We start from the raw sequence: 15,382 nt of genomic DNA, 5'->3' as shown, positions 1-15,382 counted from the left end.
ATTGACTGAATGAGGCCTGAAATCTTATGAAATATATCAGCACCCGTGGCGAAGCGCCGGTTTTGGGCTTTTCTGATGCACTTTTGGCGGGTTTGGCGCGGGACGGCGGTCTCTATCTGCCGGAAACCTATCCGCAATTTTCCTCAGATGACATCCGCAAGCTACGCGGTAAATCCTATGTGGAAATCGCCCTCGCAGTCCTCACTCCTTTTGTGAATGGTGAGATTCCGGACGCCGAATTTGAAAAAATGGTGCGCGAATCTTATGGCTCATTCCGCCATGATGCCGTCTGCCCGCTGGTGCAAACCGGTGCGAATGAATTTGTGCTGGAGCTTTTCCACGGCCCGACTCTCGCCTTTAAAGATGTGGCAATGCAGCTGTTGTCACGCATGATGGATTATACGCTGGCACAGCGCGGACAGCGCGCAACCATTGTCGGCGCAACTTCCGGCGATACCGGCGGCGCGGCGATTGAAGCTTTTGCCGGTCGCGACAATACCGATATTTTCATCCTGTTCCCGCATGGCCGTGTGTCACCTGTGCAGCAGCGCCAGATGACCTCATCTGCAGCCAGCAATGTTCATGCTCTGTCGATCGACGGTAATTTTGACGATTGTCAGAACCTCGTCAAAGGCATGTTCAATGATCTGAACTTCCGTGACACGCTTTCTCTCTCCGGTGTGAATTCGATCAACTGGGCACGTATCATGCCGCAGATCGTTTATTATTTCACATCAGCAATCAGCCTCGGCGCACCGGATCGCAAAGTGTCCTTCACTGTGCCGACCGGTAATTTCGGCGATATTTTTGCGGGCTTTGTCGCCAAAAAAATGGGACTGCCGATTGACCGTCTGATCATTGCCACCAATGACAATGATATCCTGTCACGCACTGTTGCCACCGGCTCCTATGCAATGCGCGGTGTGGAGCAGACCTCTTCTCCGTCCATGGATATCCAGATTTCCTCGAATTTCGAGCGTCTGCTGTTTGAATCCTATGATCGTGATGCAGCAGCTATTCGCGGGTTGATGCGCAGCCTTGGCCAGTCCGGTGAATTCACTATTGCCGATGCACCGCTCAAAACCATCCGCAATCAGTTTGCTGCCGGTCGTTCAACCGTTGCGGAAACCGCTGCAACCATTGACTCAGTGCTGAAACAGGACGGCTATCTGCTTGACCCGCATTCGGCTATCGGCGTTAAAGTTGCGCGCGAACACGCAGATACAGCCTCACCGATGGTGGTGCTGGCAACCGCCCATCCGGCCAAATTCCCGGATGCGGTGAAAGATGCCTGCGGTGTTTCTCCGGCTCTGCCTGTATGGCTCAGTGATCTGATGGAGCGTAAAGAACATTTCACGCGTCTTCAAAATGACCTGAAAGTGGTGGAAGATCATATCCGCAGCCACTCGCGAGCAGCAAAATAATCAAGGTTCTGCTGCAGCCATATGTTGTATTATGGCAGCAAATTTGCATAGATTTCGCTCTGCCCCTATATGTCACCTGATAAAACAACAGGGGCAGACGAGCTCTTCCGGAACGGTCACGTTCTTTCTTTGTCGCATTGCCATGCCCGTCAGACTCAAAGAAGCTGACGGTTAAAATACTCAGGGGAGTATGCCTAGAATGGGTGTAGAAGTTAGCGTTCTGTCCAACGGACTGACAATTGCCACCGAAACCATGCCGCTGATTGAAAGCGTGGCATTAGGTATCTGGGTCAAGGCAGGCTCCCGCAATGAAGCGCATAACCGCCACGGCATTGCGCATTTTCTCGAGCATATGGCTTTCAAAGGCACAGAAAACCGCAGTGCATGGCAGATTGCAGCCGATATTGAAAATGTCGGCGGTGAGATCAATGCCGCAACCAGCGTTGAAACCACCTCTTATTATGCCCGCGTTCTGCGCAACGATTTGCCCCTGGCGATTGATATTCTGGCCGACATTCTCACCAGCTCAAAATTCGATGAAGATGAGCTGGAACGCGAGAAAAACGTCATCATGCAGGAAATCGGCGCGGCCTATGATACGCCCGATGACATTGTTTTCGATCGTTTTTCTGAAACATCCTATCTGAACCAGCAGATCGGACGCTCCATTCTCGGCACACCGGAAACGGTGCAGTCCTTCACTCCGGGTGATCTGCGTAATTATATCAATGAACAATATAGCGCCGACCGTATGGTTGTTGTCGCTGCCGGTGCCGTTGACCACGCTTCGTTTGTACGCGAAGTGGAAAGCCGTCTCGGCGGTTTCCGCGCAACGACACAGGCTGCAGCGCCGGTGAAAGCGTCCTATGTCGGCGGTGATTACCGCGAAGAACGTGACCTGATGGATGCGCAGGTGCTGATCGGCTTTGAAGGCCGCGCTTACCATGTGCGCGATTTCTATGCCTCACAGCTTCTGGCAACGGTTCTTGGCGGCGGCATGTCCTCCCGCCTGTTCCAGCAGGTGCGTGAAAAGCGTGGTCTGTGCTATTCTGTCTATGCCTTCCATTGGGGCTTTTCCGATACCGGTCTGTTCGGCATACATGCGGCAACCGGACGTGAAAACCTTGAGGAACTGGTGCCGGTTGTTCTCAACGAGCTTTATGAAGCATCGAGTAATATCAATATTCAGGAAGTTGACCGCGCCCGTGCGCAATATCGCGCCGGTCTGCTGATGTCGCAGGAAAGTGCAGCAAGCCGAGCAGGTCAGATTGCCCGCCAGATGCTGCTCTATGGTCGTCCGGTACCGAATGAAGAACTGCTGGAACGTCTGAGCCTGATTACGCCGGAACGTCTGACAGATCTTTCCGGTCGCATGTTCCTCGACAGCAAACCGACCATTGCCGCCGTCGGCCCTGTCAGCCAGATGATGGGTTATGACGATATTCACGGCACGTTGCGCGGCTTCGCCGCGAATAAGCGTCCGGCACTGGCAGTTTAACTTAACAGGCTGGGTATCATGATCAGCTTTCCCTTCAGCAAAACACCATCTGTGTATCTGAAGGGGGAGCGTCTGTTTTTGCGTGAGCCGCAATGGTCTGATTACCGCCAATGGGCAAATCTGCGCGAAAAAAGCCGTGCTTTTCTGACCCCATGGGAGCCGGTATGGCGGGATGATGAGCTGGAAAAATCGAGTTTCCGGCTGCGGCTGCGCCATTATAGCGAAGAGGCACGCAGCGGAAATGCATGGTCGCTGTTTTTATTCCGCAGGTCCGACAATGTTTTGCTGGGGGGAATCACCCTCGGTAATATCCGGCGCGGTGTCGCCCAATCCGGACAGATCGGATACTGGTGCGGCGCACCTCATGCAGGCCAAGGCTATATGTTCGACGCTTTGAAACTGGTTATCCCCTTCGCATTCAGTGAACTGCGGTTGCACAGACTTGAAGCTGCCTGTATTCCGTCTAATCTGCGTTCGGTCAGGCTTCTTGAAAAAGCCGGATTTTTACTGGAAGGCACATTGCGCTCCTATCTCAAGATTAACGGCCTGTGGCAGGATCATCTCCTCTATAGCCTGATTGAGGGAGAAGAGCAGCGCAGAGGTCTTTCTGTTAAAACAACAGCCGTCTGACCGTTAAGCGCAAAGCACCTGATACCAAGACAAAAAGGTAAAGATAGTGACAGAAAACTTTCAGAACCGATTGAAAACGTTTTTCTGTGTGTTTGCCTTTATCGCAGCATTATTGCAGATCACGGTTCCTGCATCCGCAGTTGAGCCGATCAAAATTTCCAAAGAAGACACGGCTCTCGACCTCACCCGCGCTGTGCAGATCATGCATAATCAGGGCGATACTGTGCAGGTTTCCACTGCTCCCGGTGCCGACGGCATTGTGCGACGCATTGAAGTGCAGGCCGACAAGGACAAACGCTCCAGCGGTAACTGGGCAGCTTTTGCTATTGCCAATCCGACCGATGAGCAGATTGACCGTCTGATTGTTGCCCCGCATTACCGTCTTGTGAAATCGGGCTTTGTCTGGCCGGATCTGGGTTCGCAGCGCATATCCTCGATCACGCCGAGTGAGGGCTTTGCGCTTGACCGTCAGGTCAGTCCTGATGCGGATGTGTTTCTGATTACCATCAATCCGGGCTCGGTGATTACACTGGTTGCGGAAATGGCCTCCCCTAACCTGCCGCAGCTTTATCTGTGGGAGCCGGATGCCTATAAAGATACAATCAACTCCTACACGCTCTATCGCGGCATTCTGCTCGGCATTTCCGGCCTGCTGGCGCTGTTTCTGACCATTCTTTTCGTCGTGCGCGGAACATCACTGTTTCCTGCTGCTGCGGCACTGGCATGGGCGGTTCTGGCCTATATCTGCGTGGATTTCGGCTTCTGGAACAAGCTGATCGCCATTACTCCCGGCAATGAGCAGATGTGGCGGGCGGGCACGGAAGTGGCACTGGCTGCCAGTTTCCTGATTTTCCTGTTCACCTATCTCAATCTCAACCGCTGGCACGACCATTTTTCCTATGGCGCTGTGGCATGGGTTCTCGGCCTGATGATGCTGAGCGGCGTGGCGATTTTTGATCCGCCGATTGCTGCCGGTATTGCCCGTATCTCTTTTGCGCTGACTGTTATCTGCGGCATCGTCATTATCGGCATTCTGGCTTTGCGCAGCTATGACCGCGCGATTATGCTGATCCCCACATGGTTGCTGATTGCCATATGGATGACCGGTGCATGGCTGGCCGTTTCCGGCCGTCTGGACAATGATATCGTGCAGCCTGCGCTTGGCGGTGGTCTTGTGCTGATCGTATTGCTGATCGGTTTCACCGTGATGCAACATGCTTTTGCGGGCGGCGTGCTGCGTGTCGGCCTGTTCTCCGATATGGAACGGCAGGCGCTGGCAGTTATCGGTTCCGGCGATATTGTCTGGGACTGGGATGTGCCGCGCGACCGCGTGGTGACAACGCCTGATATTTCCACCTATCTCGGCACGGCTGCGGCCAGCCTTCTCGGCCCAGTGCGCAACTGGCTGCCGGTGATGCATGGTGATGACCGTGACCGCTTCCGCACCACGCTGGATGCAATTCTGGAAAATCGTCGCGGTCGTATTCATCAGACTTTCCGCCTGCGTGCCAATGACGGTCACTATCACTGGTATCATCTGCGTGCCCGTCCGGTTATCGGTTCGGATGGTGAAATTGTGCGCTGCGTCGGCACGCTGCATAATGTGACCGAGCAGAAAAAGGCAGAAGAACGCCTGCTGCATGATGCCGTGCATGACAATCTTACCGGCCTGCCGAACCGCGAGCTGTTCCTCGACCGCCTCGCCAATGTCATGAGCATGTCCTATAATGAGAGCAGGCTCAAACCGACTGTTTTCGTCATTGATATCGACCGGTTCAAACAGGTCAATGACAGCCTCGGCATGTCTGCCGGTGATACAATCCTGCTGACGATCTCGCGCCGCCTGTTCCGGCTGATGAAGCCGCAGGATACGCTTTCAAGACTGTCATCCGACCAGTTCGGCCTGATCCTCGCGTCTGAATCTGATCCGGCAAAGGTTGCAGCCTTTGCGGAAGCGCTGCGTCAGGCCATCCGTGCGCCGATCTCTTATGCCAAGCGCGAGATCGTACTGACCGCTTCCGTTGGTCTTCTGACATGGACGGCCAATGCCGCCAATGCGGAAGATATGATCAAAGATGCGGAACTGGCCATGTATCAGGCCAAGCGTTTTGGCGGCGACCGTATTGAGCCGTTCCGCCCATCCTTCCGCGCAATTGGCAGCGACAAGCTGCAGCTGGAATCCGATCTGCGCCGCGCTATTGAGCGCAAGGAAATCACAATTGCCTATCAGCCGATTGTGAATTTGCAGGACGGCACTATTGCCGGTTTTGAAGCACTGATGCGCTGGGAACATCCGCGCCGTGGTCCGATCTCGCCGTCTGAATTTATTCCGATTGCCGAGAATTCAGGCCTCATCGTGCCGCTTGGTCTGTTCGCCATGCAGCAATCAGCCAATGACCTGTTCAACTGGCAGGAAAACCTGTCACGTCCGAACCTGTTTGTCTCCGTCAATCTGTCCAGCACCCAGCTGATCCGTCAGGATTTGCTCAGCGATGTCCGTGCGATCCTGTCCCGTACGCATGTGACCAAAGGCACGCTCAAACTGGAACTGACAGAATCTGTGCTGATGGAAAATCCGGAACAATCAGCACATATGCTGAACGAGCTGAAATCCATGGGTGTCGGCCTGTCACTGGATGATTTCGGCACCGGCTATTCATCGCTTGCCTATCTGACACGCTTCCCGATCGACATGATTAAGATCGACCGCTCCTTCGTCAAAGGTGATAAGCCGCAGAAAGCGACGCTGCTGCGCTCCATCATTCGCATGGCGCAGGATCTGGAACTCAAGGTTGTCGCTGAAGGTGTTGAAAGCGAACAAGACGCAATGCAATTGCGTGAAATGGGCTGTGAATATGTCCAGAGCTTCCTGTTCGGCCAACCGATGACTGCTGAAAATGCAGCCCGCCTGCTCAATGGTCAGACAGTAGAATAAGCATAATTCGTCAAAAATAAAAAACACCGCCTCTCCTGCCGAGGCGGTGTTTTTTATGTATCAGACTTTGCTTCAAGCATGTCCGGCCTGCACAACGAGGCGTGCAGGATCGACGCCCATCTGCGCCATGACGCGATCATATTTGCCGAGAATATCCGTATCAAACAGCAAATCTGTGGTCGGCGGGCAGATCAGCCAGTCATTACTCGCAATTTCACGTTCAATCTGCCCTGCATCCCAGCCGGCATAGCCAAGCGCCATCAGTGTTTTATCCGGCCCGATACCATCCGATATGGCATGGAGAATATCCATGGTCGCGGTCATACAGATATCATCGGTGACGGGAATGCTGGTACCGACCATGAAATCATCGCTATGCAATACAAAGCCCCGTCCGGTTTCAACAGGGCCGCCACGGCGCACCATGAGCGAGCGGGCTTTTTCAGGCAGCAAAATGCTCTGCGCCTGCGTAATAATACCAAGGCGGATCAAAAGGTCGGGAAACTCAAGCGGCTGGAGCTGGTTAATGATGAAACCCATCGTCCCCTGCTCTGAATGCGCACAAATATAAATGACCGAACGGGCAAAACGCTCATCCGTCATACCGGGCATTGCAAGCAGAAATTGTCCGTTGAGAAAACCGTTGTTCACCACACGCCTCTTTCAATTTCAATGCAACTGGATTGATGAAGATAAATGTGTAATTTTTGCCGTTCGCTGGGGATGATTATGCGTCTGTTTTATTCATTCACGGCATAGTGAATAATCAGCATAACACAACGCTTACATGAGCCAAGTCACATTTATCGAAGTTTTTTGAAGTGCAAAAATCCGGCTTGTATTTTTTCAGCCATTTCAGCGCATTACTTAAAATCAGTATTTTAGAAAATTCATATTAAAAGCGAAATATTCTGCCTGAATGAGAAAAATTACATGCCTGCCTGTCAGAATTTTCAAGAAATAGCGCTTCCGTAAAATCCGGTCAGAGGCTATGTATAATGCCAATATCCGTTACTCATAATCTGTATGAAGGAGAACAGACAATGGCCATTCAGATCGGCGATAAACTGCCAGCAGCAAGCTTTAAAACCAAAACTGCTGACGGCGTTAAAGACGTTACCACAGATGACGTTTTTCAGGGTAAGAAAGTCGTTCTCTTTGCAGTACCGGGCGCTTTCACCCCGACCTGCACACTGAACCATCTGCCGGGCTATCTGGCGAATTACGACGCGCTGATCGCTAAAGGCGTGGACACTGTTGCCGTTGTTTCCGTCAATGACGTGCATGTCATGGGCGCATGGGCAAAGGCCACTGAAGGCGAAGGCAAGATCGTCTATCTTTCCGACGGTATCGGCGCATTCACCAAAGCTGCCGGTCTTGATATCGACCTGTCCGGTGGCGGTCTTGGCGTGCGCTCCAAGCGCTATTCAGCGCTGATCGAAGATGGCGTTGTAAAGAGCCTCGACATTGAAGAAAATCCGGGCGTTGCCACAGTTTCTTCCGCAGAAGCGATGCTCGAAAAGCTCTGATTTCTTTAGACTGAACAAGAAAAAGCCCGCTTTGAAGCGGGCTTTTTTTATGGTTGCGCTACAGATCAGCACCTCTGCACACAAATTATAAAGCATAAAAATATCAGCGCTTTTTATATGGTGCCATACCTTCACGGGCGAGTTCATCCGCACGCTCATTCTCAGGATGCCCCGCATGGCCCTTAACCCAGTGCCATGTCACCTTATGATTTTTGCGCGCAGCATCCAGCTCCTGCCAAAGCTCGGCATTTTTAACCGGAGCCTTGGCCGCTGTTTTCCAGCCATTGCGCTTCCAACCCTCAATCCATTTGGAAATGCCATCGCGCACATAAACCGAGTCCGTATAGAGATCGACCTGACACGGCTCTTTCAGCGCCTGCAATGCGGAAATTGCAGCCATCAGCTCCATCCGGTTATTGGTCGTATCCGGCTCACCACCATTCAGCTCTCTGCGGTGTCCGTTATATTCCAGTATAGCCCCCCATCCCCCGGGACCCGGATTTCCTGAACAGGCACCATCCGTATAGGCTGTAATCGTCTTCAAGCGGTTTTCTCACATTTATATATAAGGCAGTTCACGGCTATTCAGCACCGTAATTTACTTTTGCTTACTGGCCATATTCGCTGGCTGAGCGCACTTCGCGATGAAAACGCATACGACGCAAATATTCCATCGGGTCTTTTTTCGTCACAAAACTGTCCGCAGGCACATTGATCCAGTCATAAAGCCGCGTCAGCATAAAACGCAAGGCAGCGCCGCGGCACAGCGCCGGCAAAGCCTCACGCTCTGCGGAGTTCAGAGGGCGCACAGAATTATAACCGCGCAGCAAAGCTGTGCCTTTAGTCAGATTATAGGAAAAATCACGCTCAAAACACCATGCATTGAGGCAGATTGCCAGATCATAGGCCAGCATATCCGTGCAGGCAAAATAAAAGTCGATAATGCCTGACAGGTTCGGACCAATGAAAAACACATTATCCGGAAACAGATCGGCATGGATCACACCGCGCGGCAGATCCGACGGCCAGTTCTGCTCCAGATAGGCCAGATCTGCTTCTGTCTGGGCACGCAAACCGGCTTCAACGGCATCAGCATCTGCCATGCATTTTTCCCAGAGCGGGCGCCAGTCTTTCAATGTCAGGCTGTTCTCGCGTTCCATCGCAAAACTCTGACCGGCAAGATGCATCTGTGCCATTGCTACACCCAGAGCATAGCAATGTTCCGCTGCAGGTTTACGCAACCACATGCCTTCGAGAAAGGTGACAATTGCCGACGGACGGCCAGCCAATTCACCAATCGCCTCACCGTTTTTTTGCACCACCGGCTGCGGGCACTCAATCCCGTTGACCGCCAGATGCTGCATCAGCTTAATGAAGAACGGCAGATCATCACGATCCACGCGCTTCTCATAAAGGGTCAGAATGAATGTGCCTTCAGTCGTGCGCAGCAGGAAATTGGAGTTCTCAACACCTTCAGCAATGCCTTTGAAAGACAGCAAAGTACCTATGTTGTAATTTTCCAGATAGGCTGCCAGTTCAATTTCATTAATATCCGTATAGACAGCCATTCTGGTCTCCCCCTGCCGTCACCTGCGAAAATCGCGGCAGATTATTCTTTATTTCAGTGATTGCCGTTCACAAACGCCATGTCCTGAGCCGTCAGTTCCACATCGCGGATCTGACGGTTGACGAGGAAGTTCTCGGTTTCAACGGTGGTGATTGCCAGATCAATTGTGACATCAAAACGCTGCGAAAACGCATCAATGATCTCATCAACGATAATTTCCGGTGCGGATGCCCCTGCCGAAATCCCCAGCACAGAAAGCTCGCCCAGATTATCCCAGTCGATCTCTTCCGCACGCTGCACAAGCAGAGAATGACGGGCACCGGAACGCTCGGCCACTTCCACCAGACGTTTGGAGTTTGAAGAGTTCGGCGCGCCGACAATCAGAAACAGATCACAGCCGGGAGCCGCTTCTTTCACTGCTTCCTGACGATTGGTTGTGGCATAACAGATGGATTCAGCGGCAGGCGCTGTCAGCTGCGGAAACCGCTCCTGAAGCTTGGCGATAATACCCGCAGTATCGTCTACCGACAGTGTGGTTTGCGTTACAAAGCCGAGGTTTTCAGGATCTTCCGGCTGGTAGGCCTCGGCATCCGCTACAGTTTCGATCAAAGAAACCGTACCTTCCGGCAGTTGCCCCATTGTGCCGATCACTTCCGGATGGCCGGAATGGCCGATCAGAATAACATGACGGCCAAGACGCTGATGGCGCATCGCCTGTTTATGAACTTTGGAAACCAGCGGACAGGTTGCATCCAGATAGAACAGGTTTTTCGCATCCGCATCTTCCGGCACTGATTTTGGCACACCGTGAGCGGAAAATACCACCGGCTGATCGCGGTGTTCCATCGGAATTTCATCAAGCTCTTCCACGAAGATCGCACCACGCGCCTGCAGGCCTTCAACCACATAACGGTTGTGAACAATCTCATGACGCACATAGACCGGAGCGCCGTATTTCTTCAGCGCCAGCACAACGATCTGAATAGCGCGATCAACACCGGCGCAAAATCCACGTGGACCGCACAGGCGGATGGTCAGCTTAGGCTTATCGGTCATTGAACTCTGATTATCCTGTCTTCAAAGCAACATTGCGACCATAGATCATCAATGCGCTGTAAAACATATCCAGCTTTAGCAATTGGGCTTCGTATCACGCAATGTCAACAGCTATTGCGCATCCGGACTACGGCGCTGACGGAAAATATAGATAAAGGTCACAACCAGCAAAACGGCAGCCAGCCCGAACCATGTACCCGCATATTGCAGATGATTATTCGGTTGCTCGAGAATGGTTATCCCGCCCAGCGGCAGACCACCGGCATTGGCTGTGGCATCCGCATCCACAAAGAACCCGACAAAATCATGATCCTGAGCAAGGCCGCTATTTTCCATCATCGCGCCCCAGTCTTTCCAGTAATAAAGTTTTTTGGCCGGTTCATTGTCCGGCAGATAGGAAGACGGCTTGGCAATCAGCGGATCACGGGCAAGCCCCGTAACAGTCACTTCACCCGCGATCTGTCCTTGCGGACGTGTCGCCGGATTTTGCTTTTCATAAGGCACAAAACCACGATTAACCAGAACAGCCCGCCCGTCATTCAGGATCAGCGGCGTATAAACCGCATAACCGGATGCACCTTTAAACGTGGTGAAAAAATACTGTTCGCGCTCATGCTGAAATGTGCCGCGCAAAGTCACCGGCATGTAATCAACAACACCGGTTTTGGCAAATTCAGCCTCAATGTCGCTCAGCGGCTTAGGTGCGGAATGCACCCTTTCTTCAATCTGTGCAATCAGCTGTTCTTTCCAGAACAAACGCTGTGTCTGCCAGATACCAAGCCCCAGCAGAATGGCAAAAGCAATGCTGCTGCAGAGCAGTAAAATCCATGGAAAGGACTTCTGTGTCTTACCGGTGGCAGTCATTCGCGCCCCCGCCTGTCGAGCTGCCCCGATGCCGCTTTATGCTTATATTGCAGTGTAATGAGAATACCTTTCATCCAGCGCGTCAGCACCAGCCCGATGAGAATTGCCAGCGGTATCCAGATGATAAAATGCAGCCAGAGCGGCAGCTGATAAGACACCTCAGCCCAGAGCGCCAAAGCCGTAACAAGAAAACCGTCAAGCAGAAGCACGAAAACAACAGGCCCGTCACCGGAATCTGCAAAACCATAATCCAGTTCGCAGACCTCGCAGCGCTTTGCCAGTTTCAGATAACCATTAAACAAAGCGCCCTGTCCGCAGCGCGGGCAACATCCTTTGATACCGGCTTTGATTGGCTCTACCGGCGGATAAAGACTATCTTCATTATGCATTATTCCACCTCCGCTGCGGTCTAGAGCGGTTTACGTCCAGATTGGATCATAGCGCTCGCTCCAGATTCTTTATTTTGTCGCATTATCACTGCCGTCAAGTTGATCCAACTTGACTGTGAAATGCTCTAGTTGCGCCGTTAAAACCAGAACAAAATTTTAAAATGTTAGAGCCATCTTTATGTGCCGGGTCCGGCACAGGCCGCTCTAAGAAACAAAAAGCGCCGCAGCCCTCAAAAACCGCGACGCTTTCCTTATCCCATCAGGCTCAGAACTCCGGCAAAATGCCGTTATTCCTGATGCCGGTTAATGCACGGCAATCGGTGCGCCCCATGAACCCCAGACATAAATGCTGAAGAACAGGAACAGCCAGACCACGTCCACGAAATGCCAGTACCATGCAGCGGCTTCCAGACCGAAATGGTTCTTCGGCGTAAAATCACCGCGAATAGAGCGGATCAGACAAACGGCCAGAAAGATCGTACCAACAATAACGTGGAAACCATGGAAACCGGTCGCCATGAAGAATGTTGCACCATAAACGGAATCTTTGAAGGCAAATGGCGCATGAATATATTCATAAGCCTGCACGAAAGAGAACAGCACACCGAGAACAACAGTCAGCGCCAGCCCCCAGACAAGGCCTTTACGGTCATTATGCAGCAGCGCATGATGCGCCCATGTCAGTGTTGTGCCGGAGAGCAGCAGAATTACGGTATTATAAAGCGGCAGGTGCAGAGGATCGAGAACTTCCATGCCTTTCGGAGGCCACTGACCGCCGGTGAATTCTGCACGCATCACCTGATGCACTTCATTCGGGAACAGGCTGGCATCAAAGAACGCCCAGAACCATGCCACAAAGAACATAACTTCAGAGGCAATGAACATAATCATGCCATAGCGCAGATGGATGGAAACCACGCGGGTATGGTGGCCTTCCTTGCCCTCACGGATCGTATCCGACCACCAGCCATACATGCAGTACAGGATGATGGCGATGCCGATAAAAAACAGCCATGGCGTTACAAAATTGATACCAAACAGATGCAGCTCGCCTGCATTGAGGTAGCGCATATAAGCGATACCGCCAATGGCCAGAACAAATGCACCAACCGAGCTCAGAAACGGCCACGGACTAGGATCTATAATATGATAGTCGTGGTTCTTCTGATGAGTGTCTGCCATGTCATTCCCCCTTAAGGTTTATGCCCCAAGGCTCCTCTGTTTATCTTTCCGGTGCTGCATCCGGATATCCCCCGACAAGCACCCTGTTCTTTATTTTATGTCGCAGGCGCAGTCTGTTTTTGCGCCCCGAACATAGCCCCTCTTGACCATATTCTTGATGCAGTTCGCTTTTTTGCGCACCGCAACATGATGTCGCGGCATAGCTATCCTTGCGGCTTCACCACCGGCTTAATTTCAGCATTTTTCTGCAAAATAGCGGGCGCTGCGGCTGAGTTCACCGGCTCCTTGTCCAGCGGGAAAAATGTATAAGACAGGGTGATCGTCTTCAGCCCTTTAAGGTCTTTTTCTTTCACAATATCCGGATCGACAAAGAACATGACCGGCATTTCCATTGTTTCACCGGCGGCAAGGGTTGTGTCTGTAAAGCAGAAGCACTGAACCTTGTTGAAATAAGAACCTGTGAGATCCGGCGACACATTGAATGTCGCGCGTCCCGAAGCCGGACGATCGGAGATATTCTTCGCTTCGTAATTAACGATAGTCGTTTCACCGATACGCACAGTCACTTCGCGCTGAACCGGCTTGAACTCCCATGGCAGCCCGCCGGACACATTGGCATCAAAGCGCACATTGACCGTCTGATCGAGGATTGTATCGGACATCTGTTCAACGCGCTGCGTTGTGCCGCCATAGCCGGTAACCTGACAAAACATCTGATAAAGCGGGACAGCCGCATAGGCCATGCCGATCATGGCAACGAAGAAACTGGCACAGGACAGAGCAACAATACGATTGGAACGCTGATGACGTGCAGCCTGTGCAGCAGCGTCTTCTGCTGCAGGCGCCTGCATTGTTTCTGTATTTTCCGGTTTCTGTATCATTGCCTATGCCGCCTCCCTGCGACTTAAAACGCTGACAGTTCCGATTACATCGGGCGAACCAGCACACCGGGTCCGAGTTTAACCCATGTGCCGATATAAACGATCAGAACAAAAGCCGTTAAGGCCAGTGCCAGAGCCACAGAACGGCTGCGCTGGGCTTTCTTCTGTTTCTCTGTCTGCGTTATCAGTTCGAGTTCAGTTTTTGCTTCTTTATCCGCCATCATTATCCCCCTATTACCGGCAGTATTTTCGCCACCAGTGCTTCAACAAGCAAGATGCTGAACAAAGCGGACAGATAAACCAGCGAAAATTTAAACAGCGCACGGGCAGCGCGCATTTGTGTTTCATGTTCCGGCGCCATCCAGAGCTGCACTGCGCGCCATACGAAGATTGCGCCAAGCAAAGCAGAAAGCACACCATAGACATGGCCGCCGAAGCCGAGGAACCATGGCAGAACACCAACCGGCGCCACGATCAGCGAATAGATTACGATCTGCAAACGTGTGGATTTTTCACCCCGCACATTCGGCATCATCGGAATTTTTGCTGCTTCATAATCACCGGATGTGAACAGGGACAGTGCCCAGAAATGCGGCGGCGTCCACAAAAAGATAATCAGAAACAGAACAACACTTTCAACCGAGACTGTGCCCGTTACCGAAGCCCAGCCGATCATCGGCGGGAATGCACCGGCGGCACCGCCAATCACAATATTCTGCGGTGTCGAGCGTTTCAGCCACATTGTATAAACGACGCTGTAGAAGAAAATTGTAAAGGCCAGCAAAGCTGCAGCAAGCCAGTTGACGAGCAGACCAAGCGTCATCACGGAAAAGACAGACAGTGTAATACCATAAGCAAGCACTGTTTCTTCACGGATCAGACCGGCAGGGATCGGCCGGTTTTTTGTGCGTTTCATAATGCGGTCAATATCCGCATCATACCACATATTCAGCGCGCCTGAGGCACCGCCGCCGATCGCAATACATAGAATAGCAATCGCAGCCATAACCGGATTCATATGACCGGGAGCCACGATCAGACCAACAAAACCGGTAAATACAACCAGCGACATGACACGCGGTTTCAGCAGCGCGATATAATCAGCCGCGCTCGCTTCCGACAGCGGCATCGGCTGTCCGGTTTCACCTGTCATGTTATTTTTCTCAACCAGAGACATTATCTGTATCTGTCCTTATTCAAAAATTCCGGCAAAACCGGATACCGGATCTCAAATCCGGCAATTTCTTAAAACGAATGTCGCACTCTGAGCAGCTATTTGCGGGGAGACTGCTTCTCCCGCAACGCCGCATTTTCTTGCGCGACTGTTGCAGCACCTGCGGTGCATTAAGCGCTAATAGCGCCTCTATACACCCAAACACCGCACGGTACACCCGTCATAATTTAGGAAATTCATAAATAGCCTAAAA

At 52.1% G+C, this 15,382-nt stretch carries 15 protein-coding genes; 5 read left to right on the top strand and 10 right to left on the bottom strand.

The window, feature by feature from the left end:
• Positions 1–26 precede the first annotated feature (26 nt).
• The 4 genes from thrC (at position 27) to JNC80_RS09865 (ending at position 6,487) form a co-directional block, all read left to right on the top strand.
• Positions 27–1,424, top strand: coding sequence for a threonine synthase (gene thrC / locus JNC80_RS09880; RefSeq protein WP_376710206.1), 1,398 nt, complete (start codon positions 27–29; stop codon positions 1,422–1,424).
• Between the two features lie 199 nt (positions 1,425–1,623).
• A complete protein-coding gene (locus JNC80_RS09875; RefSeq protein ID WP_022711667.1) occupies positions 1,624–2,922 on the top strand; it encodes a M16 family metallopeptidase in 1,299 nt (432 codons plus the stop codon).
• 18 nt (positions 2,923–2,940) lie between these two features.
• A complete protein-coding gene (locus JNC80_RS09870) occupies positions 2,941–3,552 on the top strand; it encodes a GNAT family N-acetyltransferase (protein WP_075654489.1) in 612 nt (203 codons plus the stop codon).
• Between the two features lie 70 nt (positions 3,553–3,622).
• Positions 3,623–6,487, top strand: coding sequence for an EAL domain-containing protein (locus JNC80_RS09865; RefSeq protein WP_170265213.1), 2,865 nt, complete (start codon positions 3,623–3,625; stop codon positions 6,485–6,487).
• A gap of 72 nt (positions 6,488–6,559) precedes the next feature.
• Here JNC80_RS09865 and JNC80_RS09860 read toward each other — a convergent pair whose 3' ends face one another.
• Positions 6,560–7,141, bottom strand: coding sequence for a YqgE/AlgH family protein (locus JNC80_RS09860; protein ID WP_075654488.1), 582 nt, complete (start codon positions 7,139–7,141; stop codon positions 6,560–6,562).
• 389 nt (positions 7,142–7,530) lie between these two features.
• Between JNC80_RS09860 and JNC80_RS09855 the strand changes: the two genes are divergently transcribed.
• Positions 7,531–8,016 carry a peroxiredoxin gene (locus JNC80_RS09855; protein WP_075654487.1) on the top strand — a complete coding sequence of 162 codons (486 nt, stop codon included), beginning with the start codon at positions 7,531–7,533 and terminating at the stop codon, positions 8,014–8,016.
• 103 nt (positions 8,017–8,119) lie between these two features.
• On the opposite strand, the gene rnhA is transcribed toward JNC80_RS09855, so the two are convergent.
• From rnhA to JNC80_RS09810, 9 genes are all read right to left on the bottom strand, one after another.
• On the bottom strand, positions 8,120–8,560 hold the full coding sequence (rnhA, locus tag JNC80_RS09850; protein ID WP_075654486.1) for a ribonuclease HI: 441 nt from the start codon (positions 8,558–8,560) through the stop codon (positions 8,120–8,122).
• 64 nt (positions 8,561–8,624) lie between these two features.
• Complete coding sequence (locus JNC80_RS09845; RefSeq protein WP_376710205.1) at positions 8,625–9,584, bottom strand: homoserine kinase; 960 nt, start codon at positions 9,582–9,584, stop codon at positions 8,625–8,627.
• Between the two features lie 53 nt (positions 9,585–9,637).
• On the bottom strand, positions 9,638–10,639 hold the full coding sequence (gene ispH, locus JNC80_RS09840) for a 4-hydroxy-3-methylbut-2-enyl diphosphate reductase (protein ID WP_022711674.1): 1,002 nt from the start codon (positions 10,637–10,639) through the stop codon (positions 9,638–9,640).
• Positions 10,640–10,750: 111 nt separating this feature from the next.
• Entirely contained in the window at positions 10,751–11,503 is a 753-nt protein-coding gene (locus tag JNC80_RS09835) for an SURF1 family protein (protein ID WP_376710204.1), read from the bottom strand.
• Positions 11,500–11,892, bottom strand: coding sequence for a DUF983 domain-containing protein (locus JNC80_RS09830; protein WP_075654484.1), 393 nt, complete (start codon positions 11,890–11,892; stop codon positions 11,500–11,502). The genes JNC80_RS09835 and JNC80_RS09830 overlap by 4 nt, the downstream gene beginning before the upstream one ends.
• 303 nt (positions 11,893–12,195) lie before the next feature.
• Positions 12,196–13,074: a cytochrome c oxidase subunit 3 gene (locus JNC80_RS09825; protein ID WP_022711677.1), complete on the bottom strand. Its 879-nt coding sequence runs from the start codon at positions 13,072–13,074 to the stop codon at positions 12,196–12,198.
• A 203-nt stretch (positions 13,075–13,277) separates the two neighbouring features.
• Positions 13,278–13,925 carry a cytochrome c oxidase assembly protein gene (locus JNC80_RS09820; RefSeq protein ID WP_376710382.1) on the bottom strand — a complete coding sequence of 216 codons (648 nt, stop codon included), beginning with the start codon at positions 13,923–13,925 and terminating at the stop codon, positions 13,278–13,280.
• Between the two features lie 74 nt (positions 13,926–13,999).
• Positions 14,000–14,176, bottom strand: coding sequence for a cytochrome c oxidase system small membrane protein (locus tag JNC80_RS09815; protein ID WP_238481772.1), 177 nt, complete (start codon positions 14,174–14,176; stop codon positions 14,000–14,002).
• A 2-nt stretch (positions 14,177–14,178) separates the two neighbouring features.
• The gene (locus JNC80_RS09810; protein WP_376710203.1) at positions 14,179–15,132 is read right to left on the bottom strand and encodes a heme o synthase; all 954 of its coding nucleotides are present in this window, start codon (positions 15,130–15,132) and stop codon (positions 14,179–14,181) included.
• Between the last annotated feature and the right edge of the window lie 250 nt (positions 15,133–15,382).

Source organism: Pseudochrobactrum lubricantis (assembly GCF_041929865.1).
Taxonomy (GTDB): Bacteria; Pseudomonadota; Alphaproteobacteria; order Rhizobiales; family Rhizobiaceae; genus Pseudochrobactrum; species Pseudochrobactrum saccharolyticum.
This window is presented reverse-complemented; position numbering and strand designations above follow the sequence as displayed.

What these genes read in the sequence shown, in the direction of transcription:
- JNC80_RS09825 (WP_022711677.1), bottom strand. Translation starts at nt 13,074, where the DNA reads ATGGCAGACACTCATCAGAAGAACCACGACTATCATATTATAGATCCT.
- JNC80_RS09855 (WP_075654487.1), top strand. Translation starts at nt 7,531, where the DNA reads ATGGCCATTCAGATCGGCGATAAACTGCCAGCAGCAAGCTTTAAAACC.
- JNC80_RS09845 (WP_376710205.1), bottom strand. Translation starts at nt 9,584, where the DNA reads ATGGCTGTCTATACGGATATTAATGAAATTGAACTGGCAGCCTATCTG.
- JNC80_RS09820 (WP_376710382.1), bottom strand. Translation starts at nt 13,925, where the DNA reads ATGCAGGCGCCTGCAGCAGAAGACGCTGCTGCACAGGCTGCACGTCAT.
- JNC80_RS09830 (WP_075654484.1), bottom strand. Translation starts at nt 11,892, where the DNA reads ATGCATAATGAAGATAGTCTTTATCCGCCGGTAGAGCCAATCAAAGCC.
- JNC80_RS09810 (WP_376710203.1), bottom strand. Translation starts at nt 15,132, where the DNA reads ATGTCTCTGGTTGAGAAAAATAACATGACAGGTGAAACCGGACAGCCG.
- JNC80_RS09870 (WP_075654489.1), top strand. Translation starts at nt 2,941, where the DNA reads ATGATCAGCTTTCCCTTCAGCAAAACACCATCTGTGTATCTGAAGGGG.
- ispH (WP_022711674.1), bottom strand. Translation starts at nt 10,639, where the DNA reads ATGACCGATAAGCCTAAGCTGACCATCCGCCTGTGCGGTCCACGTGGA.
- JNC80_RS09875 (WP_022711667.1), top strand. Translation starts at nt 1,624, where the DNA reads ATGGGTGTAGAAGTTAGCGTTCTGTCCAACGGACTGACAATTGCCACC.
- thrC (WP_376710206.1), top strand. Translation starts at nt 27, where the DNA reads ATGAAATATATCAGCACCCGTGGCGAAGCGCCGGTTTTGGGCTTTTCT.
- JNC80_RS09815 (WP_238481772.1), bottom strand. Translation starts at nt 14,176, where the DNA reads ATGGCGGATAAAGAAGCAAAAACTGAACTCGAACTGATAACGCAGACA.
- JNC80_RS09835 (WP_376710204.1), bottom strand. Translation starts at nt 11,503, where the DNA reads ATGACTGCCACCGGTAAGACACAGAAGTCCTTTCCATGGATTTTACTG.